Below are 18,765 nucleotides of genomic sequence, written 5' to 3' on the forward strand. Positions count from 1 at the left end.
TCCTGTGCTGCGGAAATTGTCACGTGCGCAACTGAGCTGCCGCATCGTGAGCCGCGAGGCGGCCCAGGTCGACGGCCGCGGAGATGACCGCGCAGTTCAGCCGCGCCGCGGTCCCGGGGAGGGATGAGGGCCCTGGAGCGGGAAGTAGTCCTCCGGCCGCGTCGAACGCCGCCAGACGTAGATCGCGCCCGCCATGACCAGGATCAGTCCCGTCAGGATGACGAGCTCGATGCCCTCCACGCTCCACCGGAAGGACCGTTCCACCTCGGCCGTCACGATGAGGACCTTGCGGATACCCGCGATGAGGCCCACGACGAGGAACGGCTCGGCATCGAGTGTCTGGTTCCTGATGGTGAAGCGGACGGTGTGCAGCAGTTCCGCCACGATGAACAGGATCAGGGTGCTGTCCAGCATGGGGATCGCGATCGTCTCCGCGCGATGCGGTCCTTGGATCGCTTCCGCGACACGGACGGCGACCCCGACCGTCAGGATCCCCGCGAGGAGCACGAGCAGGGCTGCGACGATCATGTGAATGCCGTCCTCGATCGCCTGCAGAAGACTCTGCAGCCTGCCGCCCTCGATCTTCGGGAGAAAGCCTCGCACCCATCCCATGGTAGGTTCACCCGCCGCAACCGGCTCGGCGCCGCGGACCGCCAAGCGGCTGATCATGGACCGGACCGCGAGCGACACCGCCCCGGCCGAGCCGAACTGGGCCAAGCAGAGACGGGCCGCAAGGTGACGTCCGTGAAGAAGCCCGGCCCAGCGAACTGCTCAAGGACCGCTGAACAAGGAACTCGACGACGGTGCCGCCGTTGGCGAGACCGTCGACGGTGCCGGCGCAAAGCCGGGCGACGGTGAAGAGCACCTATTGGATCGGGTCCACGTCTGTCCTTACGCCGTCGTCTGCGGGGCTCTGCCGCGGGTTGTCCCGCGGGTTGTCCGCGCGATGGTAGTGCGGTCCCGGTGAACGCCTCGGCGGCGGCGCCGCCAGAACGGTGCCGGGAGTGCGCTCGGCGACGATCGAGTCCGCGCACGACCGGCACCCCAGGGCGCCGCCGCCCCCCGACGAGCCGGGCGTGCCCCAGCCCTGTGCCGCCATGGCCGGCCCTGCTTTCGTGGATCGGCCGCGGGCAGGTGGAACTCAGCCGACCGCAACGCGACCTGAAGCGACACGCTCCACAACGGGTCGCCAGGAATCGAGACCAGCCACGCGCAGGCCCACCGTCTTCCCCGCCTCGTCGGCGCGGCGCAGTGCGATCGCCCCCGCGAACTCGGGGTCGGCCTCGAAGGCGGCCGCTTCCTCAGAGCTCATGGGGCCGCCCTGGCAGCCGAGGGTGCGGGTGCTCTCCGGCGACAGCACGAGGCGTGGGTCGACGGCGGCCAGGTAGCGCTTGGCCGGGATGTGCAGGGCGACGAGCCGTGCGACGCGCGATCCCAGCAGGCCCTCGACAGCCGTCGCGGCATGTGTGCCGTGTCCCGCTTCGTCGCTGGGCACAAGGTAGTGGCCTATGTCGTGGACGAGCCCGGCCACCTGCAGTTCCTCGTCGGCCGGGAAGCGCTCGGCCAGCACCGCGGCGACCTGGAGGCCGTGGTCGAGGATGTCCACCGGGTCGCCGGAGCGGTCCGGGGTGTCCCAGACGTCCTCACAGTCGGCCAGCAGGGCCATGAGCCCGTCCACGGACTGTGTTCCGTCGTACGTCATGCGGTCAGGCTGCCGCAGCCGGGCGTACGGCGGGTGACGGCAGGTCGTACTGTTCCCCGCGCACTTTCCCATCAGGAAGCGGCCGGAATCGGACAGATACGGGGAGGTTGCAGGTGCAACTTCCGACGCCGTCGCCGTAACCGTCCGTTCAATCAGTGGCTGTTGCAGGCATGACAATTCGGCCCTACGGTTTACGCGCGTCAACCCTCGCCACGGCGTCGCCTCCGGTTCTGCTGACGCCACCGACCACCGTGTACCAGCCAACGCCTCCGGACCCCGAAGGAGTACGTATGCTCCGCCGCCCCGTCCGTCTCGCCCTGCGCCTCCTCGCCCCCGTGATGGCGGCCGCCGCCCTCACCGCCCTTGCCACCGGCCCCGCGGCGGCCGGAAACGTCTGGCAGATCCAGACCGCGAACTCCCCGAGCACCGGCGCGCCCATCGCCGGCGGCGGCAGCTGGATCGTGAACAAGCCGAGCGGTTACTACCTGGGACGCTCCCTGCGGGGCTGGGAGTTCGACAACGAGCAGACCACCGCGGCCAACTGGCACTACGGCCGGGCCATCACGAGACTCAACATGTGCGGCTGGGCGATGCCCGGGTCCATGGGCGCGTTCGTCCGCAGCGTCGGCGATTCCTGCTCCGACACGACCAAGGACATGCTGTCGCATCGCCTCAACACAGGCCGCGACTACAACGCCGCGGCCCACGCCACCGGCGACGGCACGGCCTCGCCCGCCAACACCGGCTGCACGCTGTACTACAACTACTTCTACGGCACCGACTTCACCTCCAACGGCGGCCATTGGGCAGACCCAGCGGGCGCCGCCTCCGGCACCGTCATGTACCGCTTCACCACGCGCGACGGCCAGGCTGCGGTGGTCCGGGACCCCGCCCTCGGCTGGGGCTTCCTCCCGATCGGCTGCGTCACCAGGCCCTCCGCCCTGTACAACGACAACGACTGAGAGGGCCGGGGGAGCCGTTCGGCTCGCGCGGGTCCGGAACCTGCCGCCAAGTCCGGTGAGTTGCGGAGCGGCAGCACCTGGCTCACTGGTCGCCTGACCGGCACAGGCAGTGCCCGACCGACCCCACGCGCAGGGCGGCCGGCGGTACGCAGCCGGGCTCACCGCCCGGCCGACCCGGCGGTCGGCAGCCGACGCCGTTCGCGCAGTGACCGGCAGTTCCGCACATCCAGCAAAGGAGTCAGTTTCATGAACATGCCCCAAGACAGCCGAAGCATCGACCGCCGCGCCCTGCTCCGCGGCGCGGCAGGCGTGGCCGCCGCGCTGGGCATGGCGGCAGCCGCCGACCTCGGGTCGGCGGGCCGGGCCTCGGCGTACGGCTGGAGCCGCACTCTCCAGCAGGGCGACTCCGGCTCCGACGTCAAGGAGCTGCAGATCCGGGTCGGCGGCTGGGCGGCGTCCAGCGCACAGCAGACCTACGTCGCCTGGGACGGCGCCTTCGGCGCGGGCACGGGCGCCGCGGTCAGACGCTTCCAGTCCGCCTACGGTCTGACCGCTGACGGTGTCGTCGGCCCGCAGACCCAGAGCGTGCTCAACAGCCTCGAGAACAGCGACGGCTCGACTGCGCACTTCGACTGGAGCGAGTTCTCCTCCCACGACGGCTCCGGCTTCGGCGGCGGCAAGGTGGGATCGGCGGAGGTGAAGGAGAACGTGCGCCGGCTGATGTACAAGCTGGAGGCGCTGCGCAAGAAGGCCGGCAACAGCGCGGTGACCGTCAACTCCGGCTTCCGGAGCGTCGCCTACAACTCCTCGGTGGGCGGTGCGTCCAACAGCATGCACTGCTACGGCGTCGCCGCGGACATCGTGGTCGCCGGCCACACCACCTACCAGGTCTACAAGATCGCCGAAACCTGCGGATTCTCCGGCCTCGAGGCCTACTCGCACTCCTGGCAGCATGTGGACAGCCGTGTCCAGTACCCCTCGTACGGCTCCGGCTCCTGGTGGTGGGAGAGCGGTACGGTCTGACAGGCACAGCGCTGCCGGCTGCGGCCCGATGCGTGCGGAAGGCGGCACGCATCGGGCCCCGGCCGTGTACGGCGGCTCGGCCGCGCGGGAACCCGTGGGTCAGTTCAGTGCAGGAGGCCCGGCCTCGGCGGTCGTTCCCCATCCGGACGGCTCGGCGCCGACCGTGAACGCGAGCGACCGGGTGTCACGCAGGGCATCCGTCGTCAGATACGTGCGGCCGTACGGGGAGCCGTCGACTCGGGCCGACTGGATGTAGCGGCGGCTGTCCGATGTCCCGGGTGCCGTCACCGTGAGCGAGCCACGCGGGTAGTAGCGGCGGTCGAGCGTGAGGTCGATCCGTTCGAAGACGGGTGTGGACAGGCCCCAGGTGTCGTAGCCGGGCTGCACCGGGAAGATGCCGATGGACGACAGCACGTTCCATGCGGACATGGTGCCGAGGTCGTCGTTGCCGGTCATGCCGGTCGGGGTGTCCGTGAAGAGGGTCAGCGCGGCGTGCACCACGTCGGTGGTCTTCCACGGCTGGCCGGTCGAGAGGTAGGTGTACGGCGCTATGAGGTCGGGCTCGTTCTGCGGGTTGTACTTGTCCGCGTTGTAGTAGGCGTACGGGCCGTTCACCCATACCTCGCGGGCGGTCTTCGCGGGATCCTGCACGAGCTGTCCGTAGGCGAAGAAGGAGTCCAGCCGGTCGTTGGCCGCCTGCTTGCCGCCGATCAGGTCGACCATTCCCGGCAGGTCCTGCGGGACGAGCCACTGGTACTGCCAGGACGTGCCCTCGTGGAATCCCTCGCTCTTGGCCGGGTCGTCCGGCCCGGTGAAGGCACCGGAGGCGTCGCGTGCGCGGAAGAAGCCGGTCGAGGCGTCGAAGATCCTGCGGTAGTTCTGGGCGCGGGCGGCGTAGCGCGCCGCGTCCGCGTCATGGCCGAGATCGCGGGCCATCTCACCGAGCATCGCGTCCGACAGCGCGTACTCCAAAGTCGCGGACGCGCCGTGGTCGTAGTCCGAGTCGCCGGGCTTCGCGTGCGGGCGGTCCTTGATGTACGGCGCGAAGCCGCCGGCGATGTACTCCTGGTTGGCCTCGCGGCCGACGGCCGGCGAGTCGGCGGGCGGCACCCCGTCGGCGTTCTTCTTCAGGGCCCGGTAGGCCCGTTCCTCGTAGCCCTTGAGCAGGCCCTGCTGGTAGGCGTTGGTCAGGAACGGAGTGACCGGGTCGCCGGTCATGATGTTCGTCTCGACCGTGCCGTACCCCCACTTGGGCAGCCAGCCGCTCTCCTCGTCGATCTTGATGACGGATATCGCCATGTCGCGGGCCTCGCGGGGCGCGAGCAGCGACAGGAGCTGGGACTGGGTGCGGTAGGTGTCCCACAGGGACCAGTTCTGGTAGTACGTGAAGCCGTGCGCGCGGTGGATCCTCTGGTCCCAGCCCGTGTAGCGACCGTCCGCGTCGCTGCCGATGTTGGGCGCGAGGAAGGACCGGTACAGGGAGGAGTAGAACGTGCGGCGGAGTGTGTCGCTCCCGCCCTGGGCGCGGACGTCGTCGAGCCGGTCCTCCCAGGCTCGCCGAGCGGCACCGCGGACCTGGTCGAAGGAACGACCGCCCTCGGCGCGGAGGTTCAGGGCAGCGCCGTGTGCGTCGACGTACGAGAGTGCGGTCGTGGCCTCGACGGTCCGGTCGTGGCTGGTGTCGAAGCGGACGTACGCGCCGTCCCGGCCGGTCCTCGACCCGTCGGTGACCGTGGAGCCGTTCCAGGTGCCGAACGCGGTGAACGGGCGGTCGAAGCGGGTGATCGTGTAGACGGTGTACGGCTTGGTGTCCTGGCAGAATCCGCTGCCGGTGATCGCGGTGCGCACGGTCCGGGCGTCGAGTACCTCGACCTTGGTGGCGACCGTGCGGTGCAGTGACTGCCCCGCGTTGAGCAGGACGTTGGCCTTGTCGGTGGCGGGGAAGGTGTAACGCTGCACACCGGTGCGGGCGGTCGCGGTCAACTCGGCGTCGATGTCGGTCTTCAGACCGACCTTGTAGTAGCCGGGGCTCGCCGTCTCCGCGTCGTGGCTGAACTCGGCCTGGTACTTGGCGTAGTCCGTCTCGGTGACGTCACCGGTGGTCGGCAGCACGGGCAGGTCACCGCCCAAGCCGCAGCCGACGCCGGAGAGATGGACGAGTGAGAAGCCCCGGATGTGGTTCTGGGAGTAGTCGTAGCCGGTGTTGTGCCCGGTGTCCGGTGAGAGCTGCACCATCCCGAAGGGCACGGCCGCGCCGGGATAGGTGTTGCCTTCGTTCTGGGTTCCGATGAACGGGTTGACGAGATCGGTGAGTTGGCTCTCCTGCGGGGCGGCGGCCTGGGCCGTGGGCACGGCAAGGGCGGCGCCGAGCAGGGCTGCCGCTGCGACCACCGTGCCCGCACCGCGTATGCGTCGGGTCCAACTTGTGGGCGGATGGGTCCATTTCATGGGCGGAAGCGCCTCCCCGAAGGCCAGACAACGTTGTCAGACAGGGCGCGCTCATTCTTTGTGCTGTACGTGTACTCGTCAAGAGTTCGCGCGGGCCGCGGAGTTCGGCGGCAGGTTTCGGCACGAGCGAGTGGTCTCCTCGGACTGCGCGGGTCGCTGGACCGCACAGCGGACGCGATCACCGCCTTCGCCGCGGCCCGGTGGAAGGTACTGACCTGCGCGGCCGACGGCACCGCGCAGCGGAAGGTGACGTTGCCGCTGCCCGCGACCGCGTTGAACGGGCGGTGGAGCTACTCGGTCGGGGAGTCGCGGCGGACCTCGGTGACCATGCCGGCCCCACGCGCTGGGCCGCTCGGGCATGACTGCGTTCCTTGCCCGGACAGACGAACCGGGGCGTTCATGTCGCGGGATCAAGGGCCAATGTGGCGAAGGAGGCCAGCCAATGGTCGGTGGTGAAGTCGCCGCGGTCCACGGCGGGCAGGCCCGCGGTGAGGTGTGCTTCGGCCGCCTCGGCCAGGCGCGTGCGCACCGGTCCGCCGGGCAGGGCCGACGAGATCGAGCGCAGCGCGGCGGCCTTGCTGAGGGCGAGGCCCAGCAGATGGCCGATCTGCGGATCGGCGTGGTCGGAGACGACAGGCACGTCAAGGAGCGGGCAGGGGGCGCCGGACCGCAGCGTGGGCAGGAAGCGGTCGAGCCACCGGGCGAACCGGTCGGTGCTCAGCACCCTGCGCATCGCGTCGGCCTCGGTCAGCGCCGGGGACAGGAAGTCCTGCCCCGACGGTTCCCAGTGCGCGGGCGCGTCGTGGTCGTCGGCGAACCAGTCCAGCAGACGTTGCCGTACGGCCTCGGTGGTCGCGGTGGGCAGTTCCCCCGCGTCGAGTACGAGTCCCAGTGCGAAGGCGCTGTTGGGATGGTTCCCGTGGCGTACCGGATACGTGGCCTTCGGCAGCCAGTCGGCCAGCAGCCGGTCGACGACGGCGACACCCGGCGCCAGGGCCGCCGACCAGCGGGCGCCCGACGCACCCCCGTACGCCCGGCACTCGGCGGCGAGCGCGACCAGCCAGGCCCACCCGTAGGGCCGTTCGAAGGAGGGCCGGTCGCGGAGGTAGGCGGCTTCGACGGCGAGGTTCTCGGGGGTGAGGTGGCTGTCGAGTACGTCGACGACCGGCGCGGTGTCGGCGAACGCGGGCGTTTCGCCGTGGCGGCGCAGCAGGCGGACGAGCAGCCAGTGCATGTGGACCGAGGAGTGCCAGTCGTAGGCGCCGTAGAAGGCCGGATGCAGGGCGGTCGGCCGGAGTTGCTCGTCCGCTGATGTCACCAGGTGGGCGGGGAAGTTGGGGTACTCCCGTGTGACGTTCGCGAGGGCGAGCCGGGCGAAGTCGGCCGCGTACGTGGTGAGCGGCATCAGTGGGTGGCTCCCTCGGTGACCAACAGGTCCTGGTCCGCGGGAAAGTTGGCCGCGGTGACCAGCAGCGCGCGCACTCCGCGGGCGACCGTGGCGGGTTCCAGGGCCGGGGCGGTGCCGTCGGTGACCTGTTCCGGCGCCCAGGGGACATGCACGAAACCCCCGCGGACGTGCGGGAATTCGGTGGCGATGAGGTGGCCGAGGCCGTAGGTGACGTGGTTGCAGACGAAGGTGCCCGCGGTGTGGGAGACGGCGGCGGGGACACCCGCCTCACGCAGGGCGGCGACGCAGGCCTTCACCGGCAGGGTGGAGAAGTACGCGGCGGGGCCGCCCGGGACGACCGGTTCGTCGATGGGCTGGTTGCCCGCGTTGTCGGGGATGCGTGCGTCGTCGATGTTGATGCCGACGCGTTCGACGGTGACGGCGGGGCGGCCGCCCGCCTGACCCAGGCAGACGACCAGGTCGGGGGTCGCAGCGCGGATGGCGTCGCGCAGCGCGTCGATGGACTTGCCGAAGTCGCAGGGGAGTTCGGTGGCAGTCACGGTGAGCCCGGCGGGCGGCTCGGCGGCCACGAGGGAGGCCGCCTGCCAGGAGGGGTTGACGCTCTCGCCGTCGAAGGGGGCGAAGCCGGTGATGAGTACACGGGTCATGGCACTTCCTTGCGGGTCGAATGGCTTGGAGGGCGGATCGGAAGGCAGGCGCCGCGAGGGCTCAGAGGGCGAAGAGCGCCATGATCGCGGTGCAGCAGACCAGGAGCGGGAGCGCCGTCGGGATCTGTGCCTTGATCGGTCCGTACTGGTCCTTCAGTTCGAGCAGTGTCGCCGGGACGATGTTGAAGTTGGCGGCCATCGGTGTGCAGAGGGTTCCGCTGAAGCCGGCGAGCATGCCGATCGCCAGGATGGCCGGGGCGTTGCCGTGCATCTGCTCGATGAGGACGGGCCAGCCGATCGCCGCGGTCATCACGGGGAACGCCGCGAAGGCGTTGCCCATGACCACGGTGAACAGGAACATGCCGAGGCAGTACGCGATCACAGCGAGGTACTTGGAGTTCCCCGGGAGGACATCGTTCACGATCTTGCCGACCTGGGTGCCGACTCCGGCCAGCGCGAAGATCGAGCCGAGCACGGCGAGGAGCTGAGGCAGCAGCAGGGCGGAGCCCATCGCCTCCAGCATGGAACGCCCCGAGTGGATCGGGACGGAGAGCTTCTTCTCACCGGTGACCAGCATGCCGACGACCAGGGCGACGATGCATCCGACGCCGAGTCCGAGGAGGGTGGCCTTGCCCGTCTCGAACAGCCCGGACGTGTCTAGCAGGGAGGCGCAGACGATGGCCACGAGGGGGATCGTCAGGGCGGGGATGAAGATTCTGTTTCCGAGCCGGGCCGCGGAGGCCTCGCGCTGCTCGTCGGTGGTGGTGTCAGGGACGCCCTTGCCGAGGAAGTTGAACCCGGCCAGCACGATCAGGGCGAGGACCGCGACGCCGAGCGGTTCGGCGGGCAGGGTCCAGCTCCCGGCGCCCGCGGTGGCGTTGGCGACCCCGGTGGCGTACGGGAAGGTGAGCCCGAGCAGGCCCCAGAAGGCCGCGGACGTCCACCGCTTGGGATTGCTGCGGTCGGCCGCCATCTGCACGGCCATGACGACGAAGACGAGGCCCACCAGCCAGTAGAGCCATTCGACCTTGATCACTTGGTGGTCCCCTTCGCGAGCGGCAGGTCGTGCTCGGCGGCGGCGAGCGCCATCTCGCGTTGGAGCTGCTTGTCCAGGAGCAGCAGGCGGGTGCCGTGGATGAGGAAGGCGCAGACGGCGAGCGGGACCGCCCACAGGGCCAGTTGGGTCGGCTCCAGGTTCTGGTGGTACGTCGAGTTCACGAAGCCGGTGATCAGGAGGATCGAGCCGATCGCGATGAAGCAGTCCTCGCCGAAGAAGACGCCGACGGTGTCGGCCGACGCGGAGTACGAACGCACCTTCTCGCGGAGGCGGTCGGGCAGCTTCGCTCCCGTCGAGCGCTCGGCGGCGGCCTCGGCCATGGGCGCGACGAGCGGCCGCACGGTCTGCGCGGGACCGCCGATGTTGTTGAGGCCGAAGGCCGCCGTGACCTGACGGACCAGCAGGTAGACGGCGAGGAAGCGGCCGGCGCTGAGGCCGCCGAGACGGCCGATGAGATTGCGGGCCTGTTCGCGCAGGCCGTAGCGCTCCAGGAGCCCGATCACCGGGAGGACGATGGCGAAGATGGTGACCGAGCGGCTGTCGGCGAAGGACCGGCCGAATGCCGCGAGGATGTTGAGCGGGCTCATCCTGCCGAGCAGTCCGGTGACAATACCGGCGACGCCGACCACTAGGACGGGATTGCGGCGCGTGACGAATCCGAGGATCACCACGACCACACCGAGAAGAACGATCATGCGGTGGCCTTCTTCAGGCGTAAGGGGCACAGCGCCAGGGGCGGCACGGATCCGGAGGGCATCGTATCCGTGTGGGATGCACGGACTTTAGGGGATCGTTGAACGATGGAACAAGGGGGTTGGCTCGCTGTTTCTCTGAGACGGCGAAATTGCCCCCTTGTCGGATCGTTCAACGATCGACTACGTTCCGGGCGTGATGATCGATCTGAACGCAGACCTCGGTGAAGGCTTCGGCCGCTGGACCCTCACCGACGACGGTGCCCTCCTCTCCGTCGTCACCAGCGCCAACGTCGCCTGCGGCTTCCACGCGGGCGACCCCTCCGTGATGCGCCGCGTCTGTGACCTGGCCGCCGAGCGCGGGGTACGGATCGGGGCACAGGTGTCCTACCGGGACCTGGCCGGTTTCGGGCGGCGCGCGATGGACGTCCCCGGCGACGAACTGGCGGCCGAGACGGCTTACCAGATCGGCGCGTTGAGAGTCTTCGCCGAGGCTGCCGGGGCCCAGGTGGCATACGTCAAGCCGCACGGCGCCCTGTACAACCGCACCGTGCGCGACGCCGAGCAGGCCGCCGCCGTGGTGGCGGGAGTGCAGCTCGCGGGCGGGTCGCTGCCGGTTCTCGGTCTGCCGGGGTCGCGGCTGCTCGCCGCCGCCGAGGACGCGGGGCTCATAGGCGTACCGGAGGCCTTCGCGGACCGCGCCTACACCCCCGAGGGCACACTCGTCGGGCGCCGCGAGGCGAACTCCGTGCTGACCGACGAGGACGCGGTGGTGCGGCGGGCGCTCGGGTTCGCGACGGAGGGCGCGGTCGAGGCCGTGGACGGCACCACCGTCGCGGTGGCCGCGCGCTCCCTGTGCGTCCATGGCGACACCCCGGGCGCGGCCCGGATCGCGGCACGCGTGCGCGAGGCACTCGAGACGGCCGGGATCGCGGTCGGGGCATTCGCATGACCGGGCGCCGGCTGCTGGACATCCGGCCCGCCGGGCGGCACGCACTGCTCATCGAACTGCCTGACGCCGAGCGCACCGGAGCCTTCCACGCCGAACTGCTGCGGCTGCGCGCGGCGGGCACCCTGCCTCCGGTCGAGGAGATCGTGCCGGGGGCGCGGACCGTCCTGCTGGACGGCGTCGCGGACCCCGAGGGGCTGACCCGCCGGCTCGCCGACTGGGACATGCCGGCACAGGCCGCCGACAACCGGGGAACGATAGAGATTCCCGTGCGCTACGACGGGCCGGACGTGGCCGACGTGGCCGTCCTGTGGGGGATCGGCGCCGATGAGGTCGCCGCACGCCACTCCTCGTACACGTACTCCGTCGCCTTCTGCGGTTTCGCGCCAGGGTTCGGCTACCTCACCGGACTGCCCCCGCAACTGCACGTGCCGCGCCGCGATACGCCCCGTACCCGGGTGCCGGCCGGAGCCGTCGCGCTCGCGGGCCCCTACAGCGCGGTCTACCCGCGTGCCACCCCCGGCGGCTGGCAGCTGATCGGCACCATGCCCGACCCGGCTCCGCTGTGGGACCTCGCTCGGGACGAACCGGCGCTCCTCACCCCGGGAACGCGGGTGCGATTCGTCGCAGCGGCCGGTGCGGCATGAGCGCCAAGCTCACCGTCGTACGACCCGGCGCCCTCACCACGATCCAGGACTCCGGTCGGCGCGGTCACGCGCACCTGGGAGTCCCGCGTTCCGGCGCCATGGACGCGCCCGCGATGACACTCGCGAACCGGCTGGTCGGCAACGACCCCGGTGCCGCCGTTCTGGAGACCACCCTGACCGGCTGCGCCCTGCGGCCCGACCGCGGCGTCACCGTGGTGGTCGGCGGGGCGCCCTGCCCGGTGACGGTCGACGGGCGGCCGGTGGCCTGGGGTGCGCCGGTGCCGGTGCCCGCGGGCGCCGTGCTCAACGCGGGCACGGCGACGGCGGGCGTGCGCTCGTATGTGGCCGTCGCCGGGGGCGTCGCCGTCGAGCCGGTCCTCGGCAGCCGTTCGACGGACCTGCTCTCCGGGCTCGGCCCGGCGCCCTTGCGCGACGGGGACGTGCTCCCGCTGGGAGCCTCAGCCAGGTGGGCGGCACTACCCGCCGCCGCCCCCTGGTCGGCGCCGCCCACCGAACTCGTCCTGCCGCTGCGGCTCGGCCCCCGCGCCGACTGGTTCACCGCCGCGGCACTGCGCACCCTCACCTCGGCCACGTACCGCGTGTCCCCGCACAGCAACCGCATCGGCCTGCGCACCGAAGGGCCGCCACTGGAGCGCGAGGTGACGGAGGAGCTGCCCAGTGAGGGCATGGTGCTCGGCGCGGTCCAGGTGCCCCCGGACGGGCGCCCGGTGGTGTTCCTGCACGACCACCCGACGACGGGCGGCTACCCGGTGATCGGCGTCGTCGCGGACGCCGCCCTGGCGTCGGTGGCCCAGGCCGCGGTGGCGACGCCGGTGCGCTTCACGCTGGGATGACGGGCCCGGTCGCCGAGCCCCGTGGAGCGTCGGCGACTGACGACAACGCCGCAGATGGGCGTGCCAGACCCCGCGTCTGCGGCATGATCCGCCGGACAGGCCCTAGCTGGCCGAGCAAGTCATGCCGAGGCGGACCGCCGCGGCCGCACCGTCCTGCTCCACCCTGGGCGGGGATAAATCAGCTGCGTTCCTCTGGCTCCCGGCACACACTGGTTCGAGTCGGAGGTAGTCGTCACCCTCCTCAAACACTCCTCAGGAGCCCACCCTTTGCAGGCAGCCGTCACCGTCACCCCCGCCCGCCTCCCCGAGCTCCTCCTCGGCCTCGCCACCGTCCGGCCCGTCTTCATCTGGGGCGCCCCCGGGATCGGGAAGTCCTCGCTGGTGCGGGAGTTCGCCGCATCGCTCGGGCTGGAGTGCGTGAGCCTGCTCGGTACGCAGCTCGCGCCCGAGGACCTGATCGGCGTCCCGCAGATCCGCGACGGGCGGTCGGTGTTCTGCCCACCCGAGGCGATCGCCCGGGACGAGCCGTACTGTCTCTTCCTCGACGAGCTGAACGCGGCCACCCCCGATGTGCAGAAGGCGTTCTATTCGCTGATTCTCGACCGCCGGATCGGCAACTACGAACTGCCGAAGGGGTCGATCGTCATCGGCGCCGGCAACCGGGCCACCGACAACGCCCTCGCCCGGCCCATCGCCTCCGCGCTCGTCAACCGGCTCGCCCACGTCCACCTGGAGGCCTCCGCGCACGACTGGCTCGCCTGGGCCGCGGGCAACGGCATCCACCCGTGGATCCTCGACCACCTCACCGACCGGCCCGACCATCTGTGGTCCAAGCCGCCGAAGACCGAGGAGCCGTTCTCCACCCCGCGCTCCTGGCACATGCTCTCCGACGCCCTGCACTCCTTCGGGCGCGACCTGGACGAGGAGACCCTGAAGGTCCTCGCGCACGGCACCCTCACCTCGGCCCACGCCACCGCCTTCAGTGGATACGTCAAGATCGTGCGCAGCCGGTTCGGCATCGAGGCGATCCTCAAGGGCGACGCCGGCTGGCCGCACCGGACCGAGGACCGCGACCTGCTGTACTACCTCGCCGAGTCGTTCCGGGGGCGGCTGGTCAAGGAGCTGCCCGTCGACAAGGAGCACATGTCGGCGAACGGCCGGCAGACGGCGTACCGCGCCAAGTCGCTGCTCGTGCAGCTCGCCGAGATCTCCGTCGAGGTCGCCCAGACCGTCATCGCCTCCGACGCCGACGGCAACCCCGTGCTGCCCGCCTGGTTCCTGATCGAGGCCGCCCGGGACATGCCCCGGCTGGTGGAAGCCCGACGATGAGCCGCGGCGGCCGCAAGGAACAGAAGAAGGACCCCGCCGCGGAGAACTTCGCGGCCGGGGTCGAGCTGCTGCGCGCCAACCCGGCGCTGCGGGCCGTCGAGTTCACCATCTGCCGGCACGAGACGTGCGAACTGGCGCCCCACGAAGGGCTGGTACGGGCCGACTCCGACGGCGTCCTGCACGCCCACGCCACCCGGCGTGCCGAACCGGCCGAGTGGGCGTGGGCGTTGGCCCACTGCACCATCCATCTCGGCTTCGGTCACCTGCCCGCCGCCACCGGGCCGCGCACCCAGCCCGACCACTACGACCTCGCCGCCCGCTGCACCGTCGTCAACCGATTCCTGCAGACCTTCCCGGCCGGCGAGGCACCGGACCACCTGCCCGCGTCCTTTCCGGAGGGCGACGAAGAACGGCTCGCCGCCGGCTGGCGCCGCGTCGGCGGCATCCCGGCCGCGTACGAGCGCGGCGGCACCAGCGGCGGCGAACCGGACCAGCTCCTCCTCTCCTGGAACAAGTGGGCGGGCCAGATCCCCGACTGGCAGGTGGCGTTCGCGCACGCGCTGACCCGCACCATGTCCAGGGCGATGGACCTGGCCGGCGGCCGCCGCGCCTCCATGACCGGGCCGCCGACCCCGCTGCGCCCCTGGCAACAGGCGCTGAGCTGGTTCATCGCCTCCTATCCGCTGCTCGGCGGAATCGCGGCCGGCATCAAGCTGGTCGCCGACGCCGAACTGGCCCGCGCCCACGACATCGCGATCGCCGCCGTCAATCCCCAGGCCGGCGAGATCTACATCAACCCGCTGCGCACCCTGGACGGCGAGGAATGGCGGTTCGTCCTCGCCCACGAGATGCTGCACGCCGCCCTGCGCCACGGCGACCGCCTCGGCAGCCGCGACCCCTACCTCTTCAACATCGCCTGCGACTACGTCATCAACGGCTGGCTGGTCGAGATGCGCGTCGGCACCATGCCCGAAGGGCTGCTGCACGACCCGGAGCTGAAGGACCTGTCGGCGGAGGAGGTGTACGACCGGATCGCCGTCGACCTGCGCCGGATGCGGCGCCTGGCCACCCTGCGCGGCAAGGGGCGCGGTGACGTCCTGGGCGCGCCGCTCGGGCCGCCCGGCGCCTATGCCGACCTCGACGAGTTCTACCGCCGGGGCCTCGGCCAGGGCCTCGACCTGCACCAGGCGCAGGGCCGCGGCTTCCTGCCCGGCGGCCTGGTCGAGGAGATCCGCGCGCTCAGCCATCCGCCGCTGCCCTGGGACGCCCGACTCGCCCGCTGGTTCGACGAGTACGTGCCCAGCCCGGCGGCCGTACGGTCGTACGCCCGGCCCTCGCGCCGCCAGTCGTCCACCCCGGACATCCCGCGCGCGGGACGGTACTTCCCGCCCGAGGAGATCGCCCGCTGCACCTTCGGCGTGGTCCTGGACACCTCCGGCTCCATGGACCGCACCCTGCTCGGCAAGGCCCTCGGCGCGATCGCCTCCTACGCCGAGGCCCGTGACGTACCGGCCGCCCGTGTCGTGTTCTGCGACGCCGCCCCGCACGACGCCGGATACCTGCCGACGACCGAGATCGCCGGGCGGGTCCGGGTGCACGGCCGCGGCGGCACCGTCCTCCAGCCCGGTATCGACCTGTTGCACCGCGCGGACGACTTCCCGGCGAACGCCCCGGTCCTGGTGATCACCGACGGCTGGTGCGACGTCCTGCGGGTGCGGCGCGAGCACGCGTACCTCATCCCCGACGGCCGTCGCCTGCCGTTCACCCCCCGTGGGCCGGTCTTCCGCGTGCGGTGAGCCTGGATGTGATCGGATGGGAGGCAGCGAAACCGGTTCATTCGCCTTCGTACGCCGAAAGGAACAACCGTGGCCACCACGCGCACCGCTCACACCGTTTGGGAAGGCAACCTCCTCGAGGGCAACGGTGTCATCACCTTCGACTCCTCCGGTATCGGCCAGCAGCCGGTCACGTGGGCCTCGCGCTCCCAGGACGCGAACGGCAAGACCAGCCCGGAGGAGCTGATCGCGGCCGCCCACTCCAGCTGCTTCTCCATGGCCCTCTCGCACGCCCTGGCCGGGGCCGGCACCCCGCCCACCAAGCTGGTCACCAACGCCGACGTCACCTTCCAGCCGGGCGAGGGCATCACCGGGATCCATCTGACCGTCGAGGGTACGGTGCCCGGCCTGGACGAGGCCGGCTTCGTCTCCGCCGCCGAGGACGCCAAGAAGAACTGTCCGGTCAGCCAGGCCCTGACCGGCACCACCATCACCCTGGACGCGAAGCTCGCCTGACCGTCTTACTCCTCCGGATGCCGCGTCCCCGTCATGGGGCGCGGCATCGTCGTTCACGGGTACTCGGCATTGACAACGGCCCGCTCAAGTTTTGTGCTGGAGTCGGGGAAGTACCCGGGCGGAAGGGGACGGACATGACACGTGCGGTCGGGATCGACCTCGGTACGACGAACTCGGTGGTGGCCGTCCTGGAGGGCGGTGAGCCCACCGTCGTCGCCAACGCAGAGGGGGCGCGCACCACCCCGTCGGTCGTGGCCTTCGCGAAGAACGGGGATGTGCTGGTCGGCGAGGTCGCCAAGCGGCAGGCGGTGACCAACGTGGACCGCACCGCGCGCTCGGTGAAGCGGCACATGGGCGACGGTGCCTGGCGGTTCCCGGAGAGCGGAAGCGTCGACGGCACCCGCTACCGGGCCCAGGAGCTGTCGGCTCGGGTGCTGCAGAAGCTGAAGCGGGATGCCGAGGCGTACCTCGGTGAGGATGTCACCGACGCGGTGATCACCGTACCGGCGTACTTCGACGACGCGCAGCGGCAGGCCACCAAGGAGGCCGGGGAGATCGCCGGCCTGAAGGTGCTGCGGATCATCAACGAGCCGACCGCCGCGGCGCTCGCCTACGGCCTCGACCGGGGCGAGGAGCAGACGGTCCTCGTCTTCGATCTCGGCGGCGGCACCTTCGACGTCTCCCTGCTGGAGATCGGCGACGGCGTGATCGAGGTCAAGGCCACCAACGGCGACACCCACCTCGGCGGCGACGACTGGGACCAGCGGATCGTCGAGCACCTGGTCCAACGCTTCAAAGGGCAGTACGGCATCGATCTCGCCAACGACAGGATGGCGCTGCAACGGCTGCGCGAGGGCGCCGAGAAGGCGAAGATCGAGCTGTCCTCGTCCACGGAGACGTCGATCAACCTGCCGTACGTCACCGCCTCCGCCGAAGGCCCGCTGCACCTGGACGAGAAGCTGACGCGCGCTCAGTTCCAGGAACTGACCTCGGACTTGCTGGACCGCTGCAAGAAGCCCTTCCACCAGGCCGTCAAGGACGCGGGCGTGGAGCTGTCCGCGATCGACCATGTGATCCTGGTCGGCGGCTCGACCCGGATGCCCGCCGTGACCGACCTGGTCAAGGAACTCACCGGCAAGGACCCGCACAAGGGCGTCAACCCGGACGAGGTCGTGGCGGTCGGCGCCGCCCTCCAGGCGGGTGTCATCCGCGGCGACGTCAAGGACGTCCTGCTCCTCGACGTCACCCCGCTGTCCCTGGGGATCGAGACCAAGGGCGGCATCATGACCAAGCTGATCGAGCGCAACACCACGATCCCGACCCGGCGTGCGGAGATCTTCACGACCGCCGCCGACAACCAGCCGTCGGTCGGTATCCAGGTCTACCAGGGTGAACGGGAGATCGCCGCCTACAACAAGAAGCTCGGCGTCTTCGACCTCACCGGGCTGCCGCCGGCACCGCGCGGCGTACCGCAGATCGAGGTCGCCTTCGACATCGACGCGAACGGGATCATGCACGTCTCGGCGAAGGACCTGGCGACCGGCCGCGAACAGAAGATGACCGTGACCGGTGGCTCCGCCCTCCCCAAGGACGACATCGACCGCATGATGCGGGAGGCCGAGCAGTACGCGGAAGAGGACCGCAAACGCCGCGAGGCCGCCGAGACCCGCAACCAGGCCGAACAACTCGTCTACCAGACCGAGAAGTTCCTCCGGGAGAACGAGGACCGCGTGCCGGGCGACACGAAGGCCGACGTGGAGTCGGCGACGACCGAGCTCAAGGCGCTGCTGGAGCGGAACGCCGACACCGCCGAGCTACGGCAGGGCGTCGAGAAACTGGCGAGCGTCAGCCAGCGGATGGGCCAGGCCATGTATGCGAGTGCCTCCGGCGGTTCGGCCGAGGAACAGCGGGCGCCCGAGGCCGACGAAGAGGCCGTGGTGGACGCGGAGATCGTGGACGACGAGAGGGGCGCGACCGGGTGATACGCAGGGCGGAACGGACGGTCATGGGCCGGCTCCGGTGCTTGCGGCCGGCAGGGCGGCGCAGACCGCGTCCAGGACACACGCGTACGGTGTGCCGAAGTCGGTGAGCCTGCGCCGGAGTTGCTCCAGACAGTCACGGTGCTCGGTGAGCAGGTCCGTGTTGCCGGAGCGTGCCGTGAACTCCAGGACGGCGGGCAGGAAGTCCGGCAGTTCCTCGCCGGTGAACTCCATGCCGTACGCCTTGTAGACGTCCTTGAAGCGGACCAGGGACACGCCCTGGCGGGTGTCGCCGTCGTGCCACCAACTGAGATAGAGGCTGTGCCGGTTCTTGAAGTCGAAGACCTGCACATAGTGCGCGGCCAGCTCCTGCGGTGGCGTCACCGCCGCGTGTTCGGTGAACTCCCGCAGTTGCGGGGCTGCCTCGCGCAGCAGCGGCAGCCGGGCGATGAAGTCGTCGTCCGGATAGGTGAGACAGAGCGCCGCCGCCTGGTAGAACACCGCGTCCGTGGACATCAGGCCTCCTTAGCCTCGTCCGTGGTGTCGGCGGTCTGCCGTCTGCGCAGGATGTGGAAGTTCTCCACCGACACGAGGGGGAGCAGGTTGCGCCCCGAGTCCTGACTGGAGGGTCCGTCGCCGCCCATGCCGGGGCGGAAGAACCGGGCGGCGCCGCGCAGGGCCGCGCCGGGCTCCCTGGGAGGTGTCTGCGTGCCGTTCACCTGCGCTCCTTTGCTCACTCTTTGCTTCGACGCTAGGGGCGAGGGCGGGAGAGCACCC

At 70.6% G+C, this 18,765-nt stretch carries 18 protein-coding genes; 9 read left to right on the forward strand and 9 right to left on the reverse strand.

Translation table 11 applies throughout. The features are described from left to right. Positions 1-96: 96 nt before the first annotated feature. Together ABZ396_RS35145 and ABZ396_RS35150 are read right to left on the reverse strand one after the other, a co-directional pair. The gene (locus ABZ396_RS35145; protein ID WP_358919970.1) at positions 97-612 is read right to left on the reverse strand and encodes a phosphate-starvation-inducible PsiE family protein; all 516 of its coding nucleotides are present in this window, start codon (positions 610-612) and stop codon (positions 97-99) included. A 529-nt stretch (positions 613-1,141) separates the two neighbouring features. Continuing rightward, complete coding sequence (locus tag ABZ396_RS35150) at positions 1,142-1,702, reverse strand: HD domain-containing protein (protein WP_358919968.1); 561 nt, start codon at positions 1,700-1,702, stop codon at positions 1,142-1,144. 290 nt (positions 1,703-1,992) lie between these two features. Here ABZ396_RS35150 and ABZ396_RS35155 point away from each other — a divergent pair, with 290 nt between their 5' ends. Further along, complete coding sequence (locus ABZ396_RS35155; protein ID WP_358919966.1) at positions 1,993-2,664, forward strand: hypothetical protein; 672 nt, start codon at positions 1,993-1,995, stop codon at positions 2,662-2,664. Between the two features lie 246 nt (positions 2,665-2,910). Beyond that, complete coding sequence (locus ABZ396_RS35160) at positions 2,911-3,687, forward strand: D-Ala-D-Ala carboxypeptidase family metallohydrolase (RefSeq protein ID WP_358919964.1); 777 nt, start codon at positions 2,911-2,913, stop codon at positions 3,685-3,687. A 99-nt stretch (positions 3,688-3,786) separates the two neighbouring features. Here ABZ396_RS35160 and ABZ396_RS35165 read toward each other — a convergent pair whose 3' ends face one another. The 5 genes from ABZ396_RS35165 to ABZ396_RS35185 all read right to left on the reverse strand — a co-directional run bounded on the left by ABZ396_RS35165 (position 3,787) and on the right by ABZ396_RS35185 (position 9,942). Next, positions 3,787-6,135 carry a GH92 family glycosyl hydrolase gene (locus ABZ396_RS35165; RefSeq protein ID WP_358919962.1) on the reverse strand — a complete coding sequence of 783 codons (2,349 nt, stop codon included), beginning with the start codon at positions 6,133-6,135 and terminating at the stop codon, positions 3,787-3,789. A 397-nt stretch (positions 6,136-6,532) separates the two neighbouring features. Then, the gene (locus tag ABZ396_RS35170) at positions 6,533-7,540 is read right to left on the reverse strand and encodes a DUF2891 domain-containing protein (protein ID WP_358919961.1); all 1,008 of its coding nucleotides are present in this window, start codon (positions 7,538-7,540) and stop codon (positions 6,533-6,535) included. Further along, positions 7,540-8,190: a pyroglutamyl-peptidase I gene (pcp, locus tag ABZ396_RS35175; protein WP_358919959.1), complete on the reverse strand. Its 651-nt coding sequence runs from the start codon at positions 8,188-8,190 to the stop codon at positions 7,540-7,542. Before pcp ends, ABZ396_RS35170 begins: the two co-directional genes overlap by 1 nt. Positions 8,191-8,251: 61 nt before the next feature. Next, positions 8,252-9,226 (reverse strand): DUF979 domain-containing protein, encoded by a 975-nt coding sequence (locus ABZ396_RS35180; RefSeq protein WP_358919957.1) that lies wholly within the window; start codon positions 9,224-9,226, stop codon positions 8,252-8,254. After that, a complete protein-coding gene (locus ABZ396_RS35185) occupies positions 9,223-9,942 on the reverse strand; it encodes a DUF969 domain-containing protein (protein ID WP_358919955.1) in 720 nt (239 codons plus the stop codon). The genes ABZ396_RS35180 and ABZ396_RS35185 overlap by 4 nt, the downstream gene beginning before the upstream one ends. Before the next feature lie 196 nt (positions 9,943-10,138). Here ABZ396_RS35185 and ABZ396_RS35190 point away from each other — a divergent pair, with 196 nt between their 5' ends. The 7 genes from ABZ396_RS35190 (at position 10,139) to dnaK (ending at position 17,991) form a co-directional block, all read left to right on the forward strand. Continuing rightward, a complete protein-coding gene (locus tag ABZ396_RS35190; RefSeq protein ID WP_358920061.1) occupies positions 10,139-10,891 on the forward strand; it encodes a 5-oxoprolinase subunit PxpA in 753 nt (250 codons plus the stop codon). Beyond that, on the forward strand, positions 10,888-11,535 hold the full coding sequence (locus tag ABZ396_RS35195; protein ID WP_358919953.1) for an allophanate hydrolase subunit 1: 648 nt from the start codon (positions 10,888-10,890) through the stop codon (positions 11,533-11,535). Before ABZ396_RS35190 ends, ABZ396_RS35195 begins: the two co-directional genes overlap by 4 nt. Beyond that, positions 11,532-12,389 carry a biotin-dependent carboxyltransferase family protein gene (locus ABZ396_RS35200; RefSeq protein ID WP_358919951.1) on the forward strand — a complete coding sequence of 286 codons (858 nt, stop codon included), beginning with the start codon at positions 11,532-11,534 and terminating at the stop codon, positions 12,387-12,389. Before ABZ396_RS35195 ends, ABZ396_RS35200 begins: the two co-directional genes overlap by 4 nt. Before the next feature lie 267 nt (positions 12,390-12,656). Then, positions 12,657-13,718 carry a MoxR family ATPase gene (locus ABZ396_RS35205; RefSeq protein WP_358919949.1) on the forward strand — a complete coding sequence of 354 codons (1,062 nt, stop codon included), beginning with the start codon at positions 12,657-12,659 and terminating at the stop codon, positions 13,716-13,718. Further along, positions 13,715-15,514, forward strand: a complete 1,800-nt coding sequence (locus ABZ396_RS35210; RefSeq protein WP_358919947.1) for a hypothetical protein — start codon at positions 13,715-13,717, stop codon at positions 15,512-15,514. The genes ABZ396_RS35205 and ABZ396_RS35210 overlap by 4 nt, the downstream gene beginning before the upstream one ends. A gap of 69 nt (positions 15,515-15,583) precedes the next feature. Continuing rightward, positions 15,584-16,009 carry an OsmC family protein gene (locus ABZ396_RS35215; RefSeq protein WP_358919945.1) on the forward strand — a complete coding sequence of 142 codons (426 nt, stop codon included), beginning with the start codon at positions 15,584-15,586 and terminating at the stop codon, positions 16,007-16,009. A 134-nt stretch (positions 16,010-16,143) separates the two neighbouring features. Continuing rightward, positions 16,144-17,991 carry a molecular chaperone DnaK gene (gene dnaK, locus ABZ396_RS35220; RefSeq protein WP_358919943.1) on the forward strand — a complete coding sequence of 616 codons (1,848 nt, stop codon included), beginning with the start codon at positions 16,144-16,146 and terminating at the stop codon, positions 17,989-17,991. 21 nt (positions 17,992-18,012) lie between these two features. Here dnaK and narJ read toward each other — a convergent pair whose 3' ends face one another. Both narJ and ABZ396_RS35230 read right to left on the reverse strand, forming a co-directional pair. Further along, on the reverse strand, positions 18,013-18,504 hold the full coding sequence (narJ, locus tag ABZ396_RS35225; RefSeq protein WP_358919941.1) for a nitrate reductase molybdenum cofactor assembly chaperone: 492 nt from the start codon (positions 18,502-18,504) through the stop codon (positions 18,013-18,015). Beyond that, positions 18,504-18,707, reverse strand: coding sequence for a hypothetical protein (locus ABZ396_RS35230; protein WP_358920072.1), 204 nt, complete (start codon positions 18,705-18,707; stop codon positions 18,504-18,506). The genes narJ and ABZ396_RS35230 overlap by 1 nt, the downstream gene beginning before the upstream one ends. Positions 18,708-18,765: the final 58 nt, after the last annotated feature.

The organism is Streptomyces sp. NPDC005866 (assembly GCF_040629895.1).
Lineage (GTDB): Bacteria > Actinomycetota > Actinomycetes > Streptomycetales > Streptomycetaceae > Streptomyces.

Bases quoted from the DNA above. Each gene is read 5' to 3' on its own strand.
- dnaK (WP_358919943.1), top strand. From the start codon at position 16,144: ATGACACGTGCGGTCGGGATCGACCTCGGTACGACGAACTCGGTGGTG.
- narJ (WP_358919941.1), bottom strand. From the start codon at position 18,504: ATGTCCACGGACGCGGTGTTCTACCAGGCGGCGGCGCTCTGTCTCACC.
- ABZ396_RS35155 (WP_358919966.1), top strand. From the start codon at position 1,993: ATGCTCCGCCGCCCCGTCCGTCTCGCCCTGCGCCTCCTCGCCCCCGTG.
- ABZ396_RS35160 (WP_358919964.1), top strand. From the start codon at position 2,911: ATGAACATGCCCCAAGACAGCCGAAGCATCGACCGCCGCGCCCTGCTC.
- ABZ396_RS35150 (WP_358919968.1), bottom strand. From the start codon at position 1,702: ATGACGTACGACGGAACACAGTCCGTGGACGGGCTCATGGCCCTGCTG.
- ABZ396_RS35200 (WP_358919951.1), top strand. From the start codon at position 11,532: ATGAGCGCCAAGCTCACCGTCGTACGACCCGGCGCCCTCACCACGATC.
- ABZ396_RS35165 (WP_358919962.1), bottom strand. From the start codon at position 6,135: ATGAAATGGACCCATCCGCCCACAAGTTGGACCCGACGCATACGCGGT.
- ABZ396_RS35185 (WP_358919955.1), bottom strand. From the start codon at position 9,942: ATGATCGTTCTTCTCGGTGTGGTCGTGGTGATCCTCGGATTCGTCACG.
- ABZ396_RS35190 (WP_358920061.1), top strand. From the start codon at position 10,139: ATGATCGATCTGAACGCAGACCTCGGTGAAGGCTTCGGCCGCTGGACC.
- pcp (WP_358919959.1), bottom strand. From the start codon at position 8,190: ATGACCCGTGTACTCATCACCGGCTTCGCCCCCTTCGACGGCGAGAGC.
- ABZ396_RS35145 (WP_358919970.1), bottom strand. From the start codon at position 612: ATGGGATGGGTGCGAGGCTTTCTCCCGAAGATCGAGGGCGGCAGGCTG.
- ABZ396_RS35195 (WP_358919953.1), top strand. From the start codon at position 10,888: ATGACCGGGCGCCGGCTGCTGGACATCCGGCCCGCCGGGCGGCACGCA.
- ABZ396_RS35210 (WP_358919947.1), top strand. From the start codon at position 13,715: ATGAGCCGCGGCGGCCGCAAGGAACAGAAGAAGGACCCCGCCGCGGAG.
- ABZ396_RS35170 (WP_358919961.1), bottom strand. From the start codon at position 7,540: ATGCCGCTCACCACGTACGCGGCCGACTTCGCCCGGCTCGCCCTCGCG.